Source organism: Pseudonocardia alaniniphila (assembly GCF_022524485.1).
GTDB classification, from domain to species: domain Bacteria; phylum Actinomycetota; class Actinomycetes; order Mycobacteriales; family Pseudonocardiaceae; genus Pseudonocardia; species Pseudonocardia alaniniphila.
Genome location: NZ_JAKXMK010000035.1, coordinates 50,571 through 63,869, shown reverse-complemented (window position 1 = coordinate 63,869; position 13,299 = coordinate 50,571). Strand labels below are relative to the sequence as shown.

Annotated in this window: 15 protein-coding genes and 2 tRNA genes; 9 read left to right on the top strand and 8 right to left on the bottom strand. The window is 69.0% G+C overall.

Going from position 1 to position 13,299, the window contains the following annotated elements:
• Positions 1-834: 834 nt before the first annotated feature.
• The gene (locus tag MMF94_RS33430; protein ID WP_241041437.1) at positions 835-1,443 is read left to right on the top strand and encodes a tyrosine-type recombinase/integrase; all 609 of its coding nucleotides are present in this window, start codon (positions 835-837) and stop codon (positions 1,441-1,443) included.
• 70 nt (positions 1,444-1,513) lie between these two features.
• On the opposite strand, the gene MMF94_RS33425 is transcribed toward MMF94_RS33430, so the two are convergent.
• Positions 1,514-1,587, bottom strand: a tRNA-Gly gene (locus MMF94_RS33425).
• A gap of 327 nt (positions 1,588-1,914) precedes the next feature.
• Between MMF94_RS33425 and MMF94_RS33420 the strand changes: the two genes are divergently transcribed.
• Positions 1,915-1,991, top strand: a tRNA-Pro gene (locus MMF94_RS33420).
• 74 nt (positions 1,992-2,065) lie between these two features.
• Here MMF94_RS33420 and MMF94_RS33415 read toward each other — a convergent pair.
• A complete protein-coding gene (locus MMF94_RS33415) occupies positions 2,066-2,398 on the bottom strand; it encodes a tyrosine-type recombinase/integrase (protein ID WP_277398877.1) in 333 nt (110 codons plus the stop codon).
• A gap of 164 nt (positions 2,399-2,562) precedes the next feature.
• On the opposite strand from MMF94_RS33415, the gene MMF94_RS33410 reads away from it, so the two are divergent.
• Positions 2,563-3,054, top strand: a complete 492-nt coding sequence (locus MMF94_RS33410) for an SRPBCC family protein (protein ID WP_241041435.1) — start codon at positions 2,563-2,565, stop codon at positions 3,052-3,054.
• Positions 3,055-3,640: 586 nt separating this feature from the next.
• Here MMF94_RS33410 and MMF94_RS33405 read toward each other — a convergent pair.
• Positions 3,641-4,231: a DinB family protein gene (locus MMF94_RS33405; protein ID WP_241041434.1), complete on the bottom strand. Its 591-nt coding sequence runs from the start codon at positions 4,229-4,231 to the stop codon at positions 3,641-3,643.
• A gap of 80 nt (positions 4,232-4,311) precedes the next feature.
• Here MMF94_RS33405 and cutA point away from each other — a divergent pair, with 80 nt between their 5' ends.
• Positions 4,312-4,668: a divalent-cation tolerance protein CutA gene (gene cutA / locus MMF94_RS33400; RefSeq protein ID WP_241041433.1), complete on the top strand. Its 357-nt coding sequence runs from the start codon at positions 4,312-4,314 to the stop codon at positions 4,666-4,668.
• Positions 4,669-4,671: 3 nt separating this feature from the next.
• On the opposite strand, the gene MMF94_RS33395 is transcribed toward cutA, so the two are convergent.
• Positions 4,672-5,841 carry a cytochrome P450 gene (locus MMF94_RS33395; protein WP_241041502.1) on the bottom strand — a complete coding sequence of 390 codons (1,170 nt, stop codon included), beginning with the start codon at positions 5,839-5,841 and terminating at the stop codon, positions 4,672-4,674.
• Between the two features lie 199 nt (positions 5,842-6,040).
• On the opposite strand from MMF94_RS33395, the gene MMF94_RS33390 reads away from it, so the two are divergent.
• Together MMF94_RS33390 and MMF94_RS33385 are read left to right on the top strand one after the other, a co-directional pair.
• Positions 6,041-6,673: a TetR/AcrR family transcriptional regulator gene (locus tag MMF94_RS33390; RefSeq protein ID WP_241041432.1), complete on the top strand. Its 633-nt coding sequence runs from the start codon at positions 6,041-6,043 to the stop codon at positions 6,671-6,673.
• 7 nt (positions 6,674-6,680) lie between these two features.
• Positions 6,681-7,640, top strand: a complete 960-nt coding sequence (locus MMF94_RS33385; RefSeq protein ID WP_241041431.1) for a COX15/CtaA family protein — start codon at positions 6,681-6,683, stop codon at positions 7,638-7,640.
• Positions 7,641-7,650: 10 nt separating this feature from the next.
• Here MMF94_RS33385 and MMF94_RS33380 read toward each other — a convergent pair whose 3' ends face one another.
• Positions 7,651-7,854: a cold-shock protein gene (locus tag MMF94_RS33380; RefSeq protein WP_169395190.1), complete on the bottom strand. Its 204-nt coding sequence runs from the start codon at positions 7,852-7,854 to the stop codon at positions 7,651-7,653.
• A gap of 276 nt (positions 7,855-8,130) precedes the next feature.
• Between MMF94_RS33380 and MMF94_RS33375 the strand changes: the two genes are divergently transcribed.
• Positions 8,131-9,498, top strand: a complete 1,368-nt coding sequence (locus tag MMF94_RS33375) for an acetamidase/formamidase family protein (RefSeq protein ID WP_241041430.1) — start codon at positions 8,131-8,133, stop codon at positions 9,496-9,498.
• On the opposite strand, the gene MMF94_RS33370 is transcribed toward MMF94_RS33375, so the two are convergent.
• Positions 9,470-10,087 (bottom strand): TetR/AcrR family transcriptional regulator, encoded by a 618-nt coding sequence (locus MMF94_RS33370; RefSeq protein ID WP_241041429.1) that lies wholly within the window; start codon positions 10,085-10,087, stop codon positions 9,470-9,472. The two genes, MMF94_RS33375 and MMF94_RS33370, sit on opposite strands and share 29 nt — an antisense overlap.
• An 89-nt stretch (positions 10,088-10,176) precedes the next feature.
• Between MMF94_RS33370 and MMF94_RS33365 the strand changes: the two genes are divergently transcribed.
• Positions 10,177-10,689, top strand: coding sequence for a PH domain-containing protein (locus MMF94_RS33365; RefSeq protein ID WP_241041428.1), 513 nt, complete (start codon positions 10,177-10,179; stop codon positions 10,687-10,689).
• On the top strand, positions 10,686-12,206 hold the full coding sequence (locus MMF94_RS33360; RefSeq protein ID WP_241041427.1) for a PH domain-containing protein: 1,521 nt from the start codon (positions 10,686-10,688) through the stop codon (positions 12,204-12,206). Before MMF94_RS33365 ends, MMF94_RS33360 begins: the two co-directional genes overlap by 4 nt.
• 20 nt (positions 12,207-12,226) lie before the next feature.
• Here the strand turns inward: MMF94_RS33360 and MMF94_RS33355 are convergent, their stop codons facing one another.
• Both MMF94_RS33355 and MMF94_RS33350 read right to left on the bottom strand, forming a co-directional pair.
• On the bottom strand, positions 12,227-12,379 hold the full coding sequence (locus MMF94_RS33355) for a hypothetical protein (RefSeq protein WP_241041426.1): 153 nt from the start codon (positions 12,377-12,379) through the stop codon (positions 12,227-12,229).
• Between the two features lie 90 nt (positions 12,380-12,469).
• Positions 12,470-13,210 (bottom strand): HAD-IIA family hydrolase, encoded by a 741-nt coding sequence (locus MMF94_RS33350; RefSeq protein WP_241041501.1) that lies wholly within the window; start codon positions 13,208-13,210, stop codon positions 12,470-12,472.
• Between the last annotated feature and the right edge of the window lie 89 nt (positions 13,211-13,299).

The following is a 13,299-nucleotide window of genomic DNA, read 5'->3' as shown; positions in this document are numbered from 1 at the left end:
CTCCGCGGGGGCAGATCTCCTTGGGTGCGCAGACCAATGCTCGTTAGTACGCCGGCATCAGGGACGATGAGGGATCATTGTTCCTACACTGTACGTAACGGGATCGCGCGGACGATCGCCCCGTAGGCCCTTCCTCCAGAGGCGGAGCGCAGGTTCGAATCCTGCCGGGGGCACCACAAGGATGGGAACAGGTACACGTCTCGACTCTGCGCCCCATCCACAGTTTCGATGTCGAGGACGGCGTGGTCCCGAATCTGGCGCAGGCCCGAGTCCGAGATGAGGTGGGGCAAGAGTCCGCGCTGCGGGCGGATTCAGCGGCAGACCGGCAGCCGTGAGCGTGGTGCCGGGTCGTGATGGTTACCCCAGCAGAGAGGCCAATCTGCTGGGCGACCGGCGTCATACGCTGACGTCCTGCGTCAAGCGGTGGGGTGTCGATCTTGGACAGTTCGATAACGGAGCGGCGCAGTGCGGCAAGTAAGCTCTGCTGGGCGCAGGATCGCGTTCTCGATGGTCGACTCGACAATGGCGGCCAAGGGAGACTCCCCCGCTGTCCGGCGCTGTCGCGACACCACGTTGAGCCCTTCCTCGGCTCGATCGAACTGGCCGAACTGTCGACCGGAGTCGTTCGGACCTGGAGGCCCACCCTGCTCAGCAAGGGGCGATCCGAGGACCGCACCGCCAAGGCGTACTGCCTGGTCCGAGCCATTCTGAATACCGCGGTAGATGATGGCCGGATCAAGCGAAACCCATGTCGGATCAAGGGAGCCGGGGAGCACCGGACTGCTCGAGCGTCCGACCGCGACTGTCCGGCAGGTCTTCGCGGTCGCGGACCGAATGCCTGATCGGTTCCGCGTTCTCGTTCTGGCGGCCGCATTCACCGGGCTGCGCTGGGGGGAGCTCGTCGGACTGCGTCGCTGCGACGTGAACCTGGCGTCGGGGACCCTGCACGTCCGCCGTCGGCTCGCTCAGCTCAGCAGAGGGGGTATGCAAGCGGGGCCGCCCAAGTCGGCGGCTGGCGTACGCAATATCGCTCTACCCCCATTCCTCGTCGAGGAACTGCGCACCCACATCAAGCCCCATGCCGGCGCCGGCCCCGAAGGGCTGGTCTTCCGAGGGGAGCGGGGCGCGATGCTCCGCCGCGGAAACTTCGGCCGGGCGACGAAGTGGCCGGAGACCGTGGTGAAGGCCGGTCTCCCGGCCGGCTTCCACTTCCACGACCTCCGACACACCGGCAACCAGCTCGCCGCCAACCCCGGCGCCACTACCCGTGAACTCATGCATCGCATGGGCCACGGCTCGATGCGCGCGGCGCTGATCTACCAACACGCGAGCACCGAGCGGGACCGCCGGATTGCGCAGGAGATGGCCGCGATGGTCGAGCGTGAACGCCTGCCAACGGCGGGCGAGGACGAGGCCCCCGAGGACGGCGCCGAAGCCAGCTAATCGCACAGAGCCATGCGGCGCCCGTTCGTAGGGCGGGGGGGGTGGGCGCCGTAATGGCTGGTAGATCGGGTGGAGCGGGCGACGGGAATCGAACCCGCGTAGCCAGTTTGGAAGACTGGGGCTCTACCATTGAGCTACGCCCGCGTGCCCCTCGTTGTCCGAGGAACGAGCCCAGCCTAGCGGACTCCCCCACGCATCCTCCCCGCACCTCACATGTTCACCCTGTCACCGCCGATGGCGAGGGAGTCATCGGTTCAGCCCCGCGCCGAAGCGCCACGTGACACGTAGGCATCGAACGGTTCGAACACGCCAGGGGTCGCGGAAGTCCATCACCGCGGGCCGAACCACCCGCCCGCGGGTCCGCTTTTGACCTTGTCACAGCCGGTACCCGTTCTGATCAGGACGGGTGTCGGAACTCGCCCGGGGAGGCGGCACGCCACGACTCATGGCGAACGCATAGACTTCGTTCGACGGGGTGTGGCGCAGCTTGGTAGCGCACTCGCTTTGGGAGCGAGGGGCCGTGGGTTCAAATCCCGCCACCCCGACCAGGTCAACAGCTTGACCAACGATCTACCAGGCCGTTCGTACCCGGCGGATGTAGCAGCCGTGTAGCAACGGGTGCTCACTTCATCACCCAGTCGATCCTGTCGAGCGCTTCGCGCATCGCGTCGAGGTTCGTATGGGCGTAGATGCCCAACGTGACGTCGAGGTCCGCATGCCGGGCGATCGCCTGAACGACATGCGGTGGGGTATCCAGCTCCAGCAGCAGCATGCCGACGGTATGCCGGAAGTCGTTCAGTCGTACGGAGGGAAGCCCGGCGCGCGTGCGGATGCCGTCGAAGTGCCGGTTCAGACTGCGCGGCTCCATCGTGGTCCCGATGGAGGTCGGGAACACGAGTCCGTGGTCGTGCGCGAACGACAGAGCGTCGACGCGCTGAGACCCATCTGGGACCACACGTCCCGCCCGCTCCTGCACAGGAGCCCTTTTCGGGTGACAGCGTTGTTCGAGGTCGCCCGCCGAGATGCGCGCTGCTGGCGGCGGAAAAAATATAAGGTCGTGCTAATATAAGCTGGCGCTGGTGCGCATCCCGTCACAAGGAGAACCTGGAGCACTCGGCCATGAAGTACACCGTCTCGATCGAGATCGCCCTGCCGCAGGAGAAGGTCGCCCAACTCCTCGCCGACCCCGCACACATGCCGAAGTGGCTGCGAGGCCTGGTGCTGCACGAACCGCTGAATGGGACGCATGGGCAGGTCGGTACCAAGTCGCGCGTCGTGATGCAGATGGGGCAGCAGAAGATGGAGTGCACCGAGACCATCACGCGCCTGGAACCGACGAACCTGCACGGGATCCCAAGAGCCAGCGTCGTTCACTTCGACCGCGAAATCGTCGGCAACGGCATGTGGAACGCCGCGCGTGAACGCCTGATCGAAGCCGGTCCCGAGAAGACGCTGTGGGAGAGCGAGAACGAGTACCGGTTCAGCAGCTTGCCGCTGCGACTGGTGGGGCCATTCATGCGCGGTGCCTTCCGCAAGCAGTCCCGACAGCACATGCTGGACTTCAAGGCGTTCGCCGAGCAGGGAACGGACGTCCGCGAGACGAAGGGCTGACCCATAGCGCGTGACAATGCGAGAGTCCTCGCCGGGCGGGCCGGGCTCCGGGACGGCCGGGCAGGGCGAGGGATGCAGCGGGCGAGGTGGGCGAACAGGGTGCGGCGTCTCTGGTTCAGAGGCAGGCGAGCCAGACGGGACGCTGTTGATCAACCCGGGGCCAGGGTGAGTGACAATCGGCGCGCCGCGGCGTGGGCCACCCTGGACGACCGCGGACTGATGACCTGCACGCGGGCCGAGAAGGGCCAGCGCGAAGCGGCCCGGCGAGTGCCTGGGGGTCAAGCGCAGGCCCGCCATGTAGCAGCCGTGTAGCAACGAGCCCACCCCCGACCGACCCCGGCCACACCCCCGCAGGAGGCAAGGTCGCACGTCACCACTGAGTTCGAACTGCCTGCCGTGGCTTGGGAGCGAGGGGCCGTGCATCCCGCCACCCCGACGACGTCGGAGCCGGCCTGGACGATCAACCAGGCCGCTCGATGATGTCAGGGATGGGCGATCACCCGGCCGATGCGCCGGCCCGCCCCGACCACCAGCCGCGCTACGTGCCGAGTCGTGTCACGGCGACACACGTACGAACACGTCTCGCTCAGGCCTGAGTCTCATCGAATGCCTTGGCTGCCTGCTCGATCTTTGCGCGGTGGTTGTCCCAGAAGGCAGTGCCTCGCTCCTGTGGACCCGTGTTCCCCGCGTCCGTTCCCACGGTGGCGTCCAGCTGCTCACGCAGGATGTCGGCGTGCCCGGCGTGGCGGTTGGTCTCGGTGAGCACATGGACCATGACGTTGAACAGCTTCACGTCCGGACGCGGCCACCAGGGCACGTGGCCGGGCGAATCGATGTCGAGTGCGGCGATCGTCGCGTCCGAGTGCTCCCACGCGCGCCGGTAGCGGTCGACGACCTCGGCGCGCGACTCGTGCTCGGTGGCCCACTTGTCGGCGCCGTAGTCGGCGTCTTCGCCCCACCAGGGCAGTCGTTCGGGGAAGGGGCGCCCGAACACCTCGCCGAAGTACCTGGCCTCGGTGTTCGTCAGGTGTTTGATCAGGCCGAGGAGGTTGGTTCCTGTGAAGGTCAGCGGGCGACGAGCGTCGTACTCGGAGAGCCCCTCGATCTTCCAGAGCATCGTCGCTCGCACATCGCGTAGGTCGCCGTGCAGGTACTCTTTCGCGAAGTCATCGATCACGGGAAGCGAGCCTGGCAGCAGTCGGGCAGACGCGACGAACGCCCCCCGCGCGGGAGGCGTGACGACGAGAAGGGCGCCCGATGACCGAGCCGACCGACCACGACCTCGACTGCGCGGAGGTCGTGATCACCGCCGAGAGCGCCGACTGGCTCGCCGGGTTCACGCGCTCGCTCGTCGAGGATCGCCTCGTCGCATGTGGACACACCATCACGCCCATCCGAGCGATCTACCGCTGGGAGGGCACGGTCCACGACGAGGCGCAGGCGCGCGTGGGCCTGCACACGCGCGCCTCGCTCGTCCCCGAGATCGTCGCCCGGGCCGACCGCGACCATGCCGACGACGTTCCCTGCGTGATCGCGCTCCCCATCACCGCAGGTCACCCTGCCTACCTGCGCTGGGTCCACGACGAGACCCGCGCGCCCTCGTCGACGGAGTGAGGGCTACCAGGTCACCGGCAGTGCGTGGACGCCGTAGACGATGGCGTCGTCCTTGTACGACAGGTCCTCGACCGGGGCGGCCAGCTTCAAGCCGGGAACGCGCCGGAGGAGGGTGTCGAAGACGATCTGCAGCTCGGCGCGGGCGAGGTTCTGCCCGAGGCACTGGTGCGGACCGAACCCGAACGCCACGTGGTGCCGTGCCCCGCGCTCGAGGTCGAGCGCATCCGGGTCCCGGAACACCTGCGGGTCGCGGTTGGCGGCGTAGCTGAGCGCGAAAACGCCCTCCCCCGCCTTGATCTGCACCCCGTCCACCTCGACGTCCTCGGTGGCCACCCGGGCCGTCGCGGTGTCGGCGATGCTGAAGTAGCGCAGCAGCTCCTCGACGGCCTCCGGGGTCTTGCTCGGGTCGTTCGCGATGATCGCGAGCTGGCCCGGGTTCTGGAGCAGGGCGATGGTGCCGAGCGAGATCATGTTGGCGGTGGTCTCGTGCCCCGCGATCAGCAAGAGGAACGCGAGCGACACCAGCGACTCGTGATCCTCCGTGCCGTTCTCGCGCTGCTTGAGCACCTGCCGGCCGATCAGGTCGTCGGTGGGTTCCTGCTGCTTCGACGTCACCAGGTCGCCGAGGTAGCGCTGCAGTTCCTCCACCGCCTGCTGCCGCACCTCGCCGCTGGTGCTACGTGCGATCAGGAGCTTCGAACGGGTCTGGAAGAACTCGTGGTCCGCGTAGGGCACACCGAGCAGCTCGCAGATCACCAGCGAGGGCACGGGCAGCGAGAGCGCCTGCACGAGGTCGGCAGGCTGAGGTCCGGCGAGCATCGCGTCGATGGCGTCGTCGACGATCTCCTGGATCCGCGGCTGCAGCCCCCGCGTGCGCTTCACGGTGAAGTCGCCCACCACGGCGCGGCGGGCAGGACCGTGCTCGGGCGGGTCCATCGAGATGATCGACGGCGAGAACACCCGTCTGTTGGGCATCAGCTCGATCAAGCGGGGGAAATCGGGATGGTTCCGGTCAGAGCTGAACCGTGTGTCGATCAGGATCGAGCGCACGTCCTCGTGCTTGGTCACCAACCACGCGTGGCGGCCCGTCGGCAGCAGGACGCGTGCGATCGGCGACTCCTCACGCAGCTTCCGGTACTCCGGTGGTGGCGTGAACGGGCACTGGCGCTGCATCGGAAAGCTCGGAACGTTCTGCTCCACGGCCTGTGTCACGGCGGTACCCCATATCGGACTGGCTACCATCTGGAGGCCTTCCCTCCACTTACGTCTTCACCGTACGCAAGCGGAAGTCCTTCGTCCACCTAACGAGAGCAGGAGCCGATCAAATTCGGACGTTGTGCAACAATCCCGGCGACCTGCGAGAGGTGATCACATGACGGCGGAAGTCACCGGGCTGCGAGCCGACGCACGCCGCAACCGCGATCAGATCGTGGCTGCCGCCAAGCAATGGTTCGCCGTACAGGGACCGGACGTGCCGATGGAAGAGATCGCGCGCGCCGCCGGAGTCGGGGTCGGCACCCTCTACCGCCGTTTTCCCGATCGCGAAGCCCTGATCCGTGCCGTGGTCAGGGAGAGCCTCACCATCTCGGTCGCCGAGGCACGCGCCGCTCTCGCGGAGGAGCCGACGGCCTGGCAGGCGCTGGTGCGCGTCCTGCGCCAGTCACGCGAGCTCCGGCTGATCGTCCGGCTCACCACGGCGGCGCAGCCCGCCAAGACCATCGTCAAGGACGACGAGGAGAGCAGCGAGCTCCGCCGGGCGATGATCGAGGTGCTCGACAACGTGGTGCACGCCGCACAGGCCGAGGGCGCCCTGCGCACGGACGTCGACACCGGCGACGTGTCGATGCTGTTCACGTTGCTGGTCCGACCGGTGCCCCTACAGGACGAGGAGACAGCCGAACTGGCGCGGGAACGCTGCACCGCGCTGGTGCTCGACGGCCTTCGCGCCCACACGGGCACTCCCCTTCCCGGCCGCCCCCTTACCGCCGCGGACGTGGGGCTGTGATTCGGCCGTGAACGAGCACCGGCGCGACTCCACAGATGTGGTCGCCCCGGCAGGTCGCCGTACCGCCGTGAGAGTGGCGGTCGCCGGGCTCGTGGCCAACATCGTGATCGTCCTGACCGGGACGCTCGTGCGGCTCACCGGCTCCGGCCTCGGCTGCCCGACATGGCCCCGGTGCACCGACGACTCCTTCGTGGCCACTCCCGAGATGGGACTCCACGGAGCCGTCGAGTTCGCCAACAGGGTGGTGGGGATCGCTGTCGGCTTGATCACCCTGCTCGTGCTGATCACGGTGCTGCGCCACCGCCCGCGGCCACGATCGGCCACGGCGCTCGCGATCGGCACGCTGGCGTTGGTGATCGCACAGGGGTTCGTCGGCGGGCTCAGCGTCCGCCAGGAGCTCGCGCCCGAGATCGTGGCCGTCCACTTCCTGGTCAGCATGATCATCATCGCCGGGGTCACGGTCCTGGTCGACGTCCTGCGACGTCCCGCGGCACGCCTCGGAGCTCCCGAGCATCGGGGGATCGCCTGGCTCGTCGCGGCTCTTCCGGTCGTGCTGACCGCGGTGCTCGTCCTCGGCACGCTCGTCACCGGCAGCGGCCCGCATGCCGGCGACGAGGGCGCCCGCCGCTTCGGACTCGACCCGGCGGCTCTGAGCCAGCTGCACGCCGACGCCGTCCTGGTGTTCCTCGCACTCCAGATCGCAGCCCTCGTGGCGCTCCGGATGACCGGCGCGCCCTCGGCACAGCGGCGAGCCACGCTGCTACTGCTGGGCGCATCGCTGGTGCAGGCCGCGATCGGCTACGCGCAGTACGCCCTCGGGCTGCCGGTCCCGCTGGTGGCCGTGCACGTCCTGGGCGCCGCCCTGCTGACCTGCGCCGTCACCCACCTGTTCGTCACGGTGTGGCGGGACGGATCAGCCAGAAACGCGGGGAGCCCGCCTCCCCTGAGGGCGGCGGGCTCCTGCTGAGCGAGGTGGATCAGACGACGCGAACGCCGGTGGCCTGCGGGCCCTTGGTGCCCTGGCCGATCTCGAACTCCACGCGCTGCCCCTCGTCGAGGCTGCGGAAGCCCGAGGCGTCGATCTCGGAGTAGTGGACGAAGACGTCAGCGCCGCCCCCGTCGACCGAGATGAAGCCGAAGCCCTTCTCGCCGTTGAACCACTTCACAGTTCCCTGCGCCATGCGATGTGCTCCTAGCTGACGGTGGGACCCGCACCGTGCGTGTCCCGGCCGGCCCTGGTGGGTTTATCGACATCTCGTGTCGACGCCGACTCCCCCACCAACCTGTTCCCGCGAGCGTGAATCACACGAACACCGAAACTGAACGACCTCCTCGTATCCAACCACGACGGAGCCGAAGTTGCTCCTCCGCCCGACGAGCTGCGCCCGATCCGGTGGATTCATCCGTCCGACATGGTGGGTAACGCCGGCGATAACGAGAAACATGAAGATTCGCGCATGAGCTCCCCTCTTGATCCGGTTGCCGCACGCGCACTCATCGTCGAGGGCATCGGCAGGCGCGGGTTCCTGCGCGCCGCCACCGCTATCACCGCCGTCACCGTGGGGTCGACGCTGCTCGGAACCCCTCCCGCCCTGGCCGCGCCCGCCTCGGCACCGACCGAACCTCTGCAGCCGGGCTCCGGACCCATCCACGGCGATCACTACCTGCCCTCCACCCCCGGCGATGTCCGCTGGGGATACGTCCCGGCGATCGGAGCCACGCCGTCCCTGCGCATCGCATCGGGCGAGACGGTGACGATCGACACCGTCTCGCACGAGGGCATCCTGGAGGACCAGGGCCGCGATCCCGTCGCGTACTTCGGAGGTCACCACGTGCCCGAGAGCGACGTGCTGACCGACGCGATCGCGATCGCCCGGGACTACCGCCGCACCCCGCGCAACTTCGACGTCGACGGTCCGCACGTGATCACCGGCCCCATCTTCGTCGAAGGTGCCGAACCCGGCGACGTGCTGAAGGTCGAGACGCTGTCCGCCGTGCCGCGCGTGCCGTACGGGGTGGTCTCCAGCCGGCACGGCAAGGGGGCGCTGGCCCGCACCGCCGACGGGGGCGCTCCGGCGGGCATCACGCTCGATGAGGTGATGCCACCTGTCGCCGCCGACGGCCGCGCGACGAAGGACCCTCTGCGCTACGGCAACGTCTCGGTCTTCACAAGCGTCCGGGAGGGCAAGGACGGTAGCGCGGTCGGAGTGATGCCCTTGGGTTCGGGTGGGCGCGAGGTGGTGTTCCCGCTGCAGCCGTTCATGGGGACGATGGGCGTCGCGCACACGACGGCGGCGGGCGAGACCGCACCCGAGCTCAACTCGATCCCGCCGACGCTGGGCGGGGGCAACATCGACATCCGGCTGCTGGGTCCGGACTCGGCGTTCTACCTGCCCGTCCACGGTGAGGGCGCACTGTTCTACGTGGGCGATCCGCACCTCGCGATGGGCGACGGCGAGGTGGCGCTCACCGCGGTGGAGGGGTCGCTTCGGGCCACCTTCCGGCTCACGGTGTGCAAGCCCGGCTCGGGCGACGCACCCTCGGTCGCCTACCGCTATCCGTTCGCGGAGACGCCCGACGCGTGGGTGCCGATCGGCCTGTCCGACCCGGACGGCTCCGCGAACGGGCAGGGCAGCGACCTGGACGCCGCGATGCGGCGGGCCGTGGTCAACGCCCTCGACTTCCTCGAGCACGACCAGGGCATGGACCGCGCCACCGCATACGCTTATCTCTCGGCCGCGGCGAACTTCACGGTCTCGCAGGTGGTGGACCGAACGGTCGGCGTGCACGGAGTGATCACGAAGTCGCACTTCCCGACGGAGTGAACAACCTGTCCAGGTAGTAGTCCACCGTGGCGACGGCCTCGTCCGGAGTGCGCTGCCCGAGCACGACGGCCGTCGCCTGGGAGTCGACGATCGACCACAGCAGGATCGCCTCCTGCCGGACGTCGACGCCCGGGGCGAGGTCGCCCGCGCGCCGGGCGATGCCGAGTTGGTCGGCGAAGAACGCGATGAGCTTCGGCACGCTCTCGGCCATCGCGGCGGCCACCTGCGATTCACTCAGAGCCCGGATGAAGTAGGCGATTCCGGCCAGCCACTCCGAGCGTCGTTGCTCGTCAGTGGGCAGGACCTCCACCAGGCAGGTCCGTAGCACCGACCGCACCGTCGGCGGGTCGGGGGCGACCGAGAGCCGCTCGGTGATCCGCTGCTCGCGCTGCTGGGCAAGGTGCTGCAGGGCGAAGAGCAGCATCTCGTCCTTGCTGTCGAAGTAGTGCTGCACCGACCCCATCGAGATGCCCGCCTCCGCCGCGACGTGGCGCAAGCTCACGGATTCGAGCCCCTCGTTGGCCGCGAGCCGCAATACCGCGGCGGAGATCTCGCGCCTTCGCTCATCGTGATCAACCAGCTTGGGCACCGACCCCTGTCCTTTCATCATGCGCTCGCATTGCGAAGCCGCACCCCGAGCTTATACGATGCGATCGCATGACAACGGGGGGAGAAACGGTGACTACGTCACACTCGGAACCGGCAGAGGTACGACTACGACCGCCTCGCAACGAGGTCGACCCCCGTGCGGTGGCCTGGTGGCGTGCAGGAATCGCGCTGACGTTCGCCGTGCCGGTCGTGGTGCTCGTCGTGCTCGGATTGCTGATCGAGCCGGCCCGGTTCTGGCTGCTGATGCCCGCGGCGGTACTGGTGCTGGCCGGACTCCCGCTGGCGCTGCTCCTACCGCGGTGGTGGTTCCGCCTGCACCGCTGGGAGGTCACCGACACCGCGGTCTACACGCGCTCCGGCTACTTCTGGCAGGAGTGGCGCGTGGCGCCCCTGTCCCGCATCCAGACCGTCGACACGCAGCGCGGCCCGCTGGAACAGCACTACGGCCTCGCGACGGTGACCGTGACGACCGCGTCGGCCAAGGGAGCGGTGAAGATCGAAGGCCTCGACCAGCAGACCGCGGCGGACGTCGCGGAACGGCTGACCGAGACCACCCAGGCCACGGCCGGGGATGCGACATGACCGGCCCGGAGTGGGCGACGCTCGACCGCCGCACGGTCGCGGTCACCGCCCTCATCGTCGCCGGCGGATGCGCGGGCGCGGCGGTGCCCGCGACCTACTGGATCACGCGCGTCACGTCCTTCGGGACCGCCTTGCTGTGGGTGCTGTCGGTGGCTGCGCTCGTCGTCGCCGCTTCCTGCGTGCTCGAACACCTCCGGTGGCGCCGCACGCACTACCGCGTCACGCCCGAGCGGGTCGAGTTGCACACGGGGGTGTTCGTCAGCAGGCGCCGCTCGCTGCACCGCGACCGTGTCCGCACCGTGGACGTCACGGCCGACCCGCTCCTGCGGGTGTTCGGACTCGTCCAGGTGCTGGTCGGCACCGGCGAGCAGTCGGGATCCGAAGGGTCGGTCAGGCTGCGCCCCGTGACGAGGCAGATGGCCGAGGAGCTACGCCGCACGCTGCTCGACCGGGCGACCGACGTCACCACCGACGGCTCGCTCGCGCGGCTCGACCCGGCATGGATCCGGTACGCGCCGCTATCCTTCCTCACCCCCGTGCTCGGCGGCGGGGCGTTCGGGGTCGTGCTCAACGTGGCGGACTGGTTCGGCCTACAGGACGGCGTCATCGGCTGGGCGATCGCGCTCTTCCGCGGTGTACCGCTCGTCACCACCGTCGTCGTGCTGGCGGCGATCGCCCTGGTGATCGGCGTGATCGGCTCGCTCGCCCTCTTCGTGGAGATGTGGTGGTCCTACCGGCTGGACCGCGAGCCGGGGGGCACCCTGCGGGTCCAGCGGGGGCTGCTGACCACCCGCTCGATCTCTCTGGAGGAACGGCGCCTGCGTGGCGTCGAGATCGTGGAGCCGCTCGGCGCGCGCCTCGCCGGTGCCGCCCGCGTCGACGCCGTGGCGACCGGGATGGTGACACCGTCCGAGAAGGACAAGACCGACCACCGGACGCTGCTGCCCGCCGCACCCCGTGCGGTGGCGGACCGGGTGGCCGCCGGTGTTCTGCGGGAACCCGACGCTCCTCCCACGTCGATCAGCCTCGCGGCTCATCCGGCGACGGCCCGCAGCCGCCGCGTGCGCTGGGCCGTCGGCACCGCCGTCGTGCCCGTGGCCGTGCTGGCGGTGCTGGGGCTGCTCCTCACCGAGGTGCTGCTACACGTGGCGTGGATCGCCGCGCTCGTGCTCGTGCCCGCAGCCGTGCTGCTCGCCCTGGACGCCTACCGCGGCCTCGGCCACGGTCTGACCACCGAGTACCTCGTGGCCCGCAGCGGCACCACGCGACGGGCGACCGTGGCCCTGCAGCGCAGCGGGATCATCGGCTGGACGGCGAAGCAGTCGATCTTCCAGCGCAACGCCGGCCTCCTGACGCTCAGCGCGACGACCGCCGCGGGCGCCGGCGCCTACTCGATCATCGACGTCGGCGTGAGTGACGGGCTCCTCGTCGCCGAGCGGGCGGTGCCGGACCTTCTCACGCCGTTCCTGCAGGTCACGCGGCCGCACGTCGTCGAGGGGACGCCTGTGGGCCGGTGAGCTGCCGCTGCCGGGCTCGATCAGGCGGCGGTGTCCCACTGCCACTGCTCGGTCATCGCATCGCCGCAGTCGGGGCAGGGAACCAGGCAGCCGGACACCGCCGTGTCCGGCAGTTCCACCTCCACGCTGCAGCCCGGGCAGCTCCACCAGCTGGTGGTGATCGTGATGTCCATGGAGCCCGATGCTAAATCACACGGCTGTCATTTTCCGGGGCTCGGCCCTTCGCGGGGCACCGACCTGCGCCGTGTGACCGCTCCAGTGGTTCAGATCTCGTCGACGAGATCGGCGATGGAGGGCACCACCCGGTACGGCCGGTAGGGGAATCGGTCGATCTCGTCGGCCTGCATGATCCCGGTGAGCACGAGAACAGTGCGCATTCCCGCCTCCAGCCCCGCGACGATGTCGGTGTCCATCCGGTCGCCGACCATCACGGTGGTCTCGGAGTGGGCCTGCACCCGGTTGAGCGCGGCCCGCATCATCAACGGGTTCGGCTTGCCGATGAAGTACGGGCTGACCCCCGTGGCGCGGCTGATGAGGGCGGCCACCGCGCCGGTTGCCGGGAGCACGCCGTCGCTGGAGGGCCCGGTGGCGTCGGGGTTGGTGGCCACGAACCGGGCGCCCGACCGGATCAGCCGGATCGCCGTGGTGACCGCCTCGAAGCTGTACGTGCGGGTCTCACCGAGCACCACGTAGTCGGGTGAATTGTCGGTGAGCACGTAACCGATCTCGTGCAGCGCGGTGGTGAGCCCTGCCTCCCCCACCACATAGGCGCTGCCCTGCGGCCGCTGGTCGTCGAGAAAGGTGGCGGTGGCCAGCGCGGAGGTCCAGATCGACTCCACCGGCAGGTCGATTCCGCTCGACCGGAGCCGGAACTGCAGGTCGCGCGGGGTATAGATGGAGTTGTTGGTGAGCACGAGGAACGGTTTGCCCACCTCGCGCAGCCGCGAGACGAAAGCGTCGGCTCCGGGGATCAGCCTGCCCTCGTGGACGAGCACCCCGTCCATGTCGGTCATCCAGCATTCGATCGCCTTGGGATCGCCCACAAGTGGGAGCCTAGGGGAACGATGGCTTGGCTACCCGCGTTGTCCAAGTT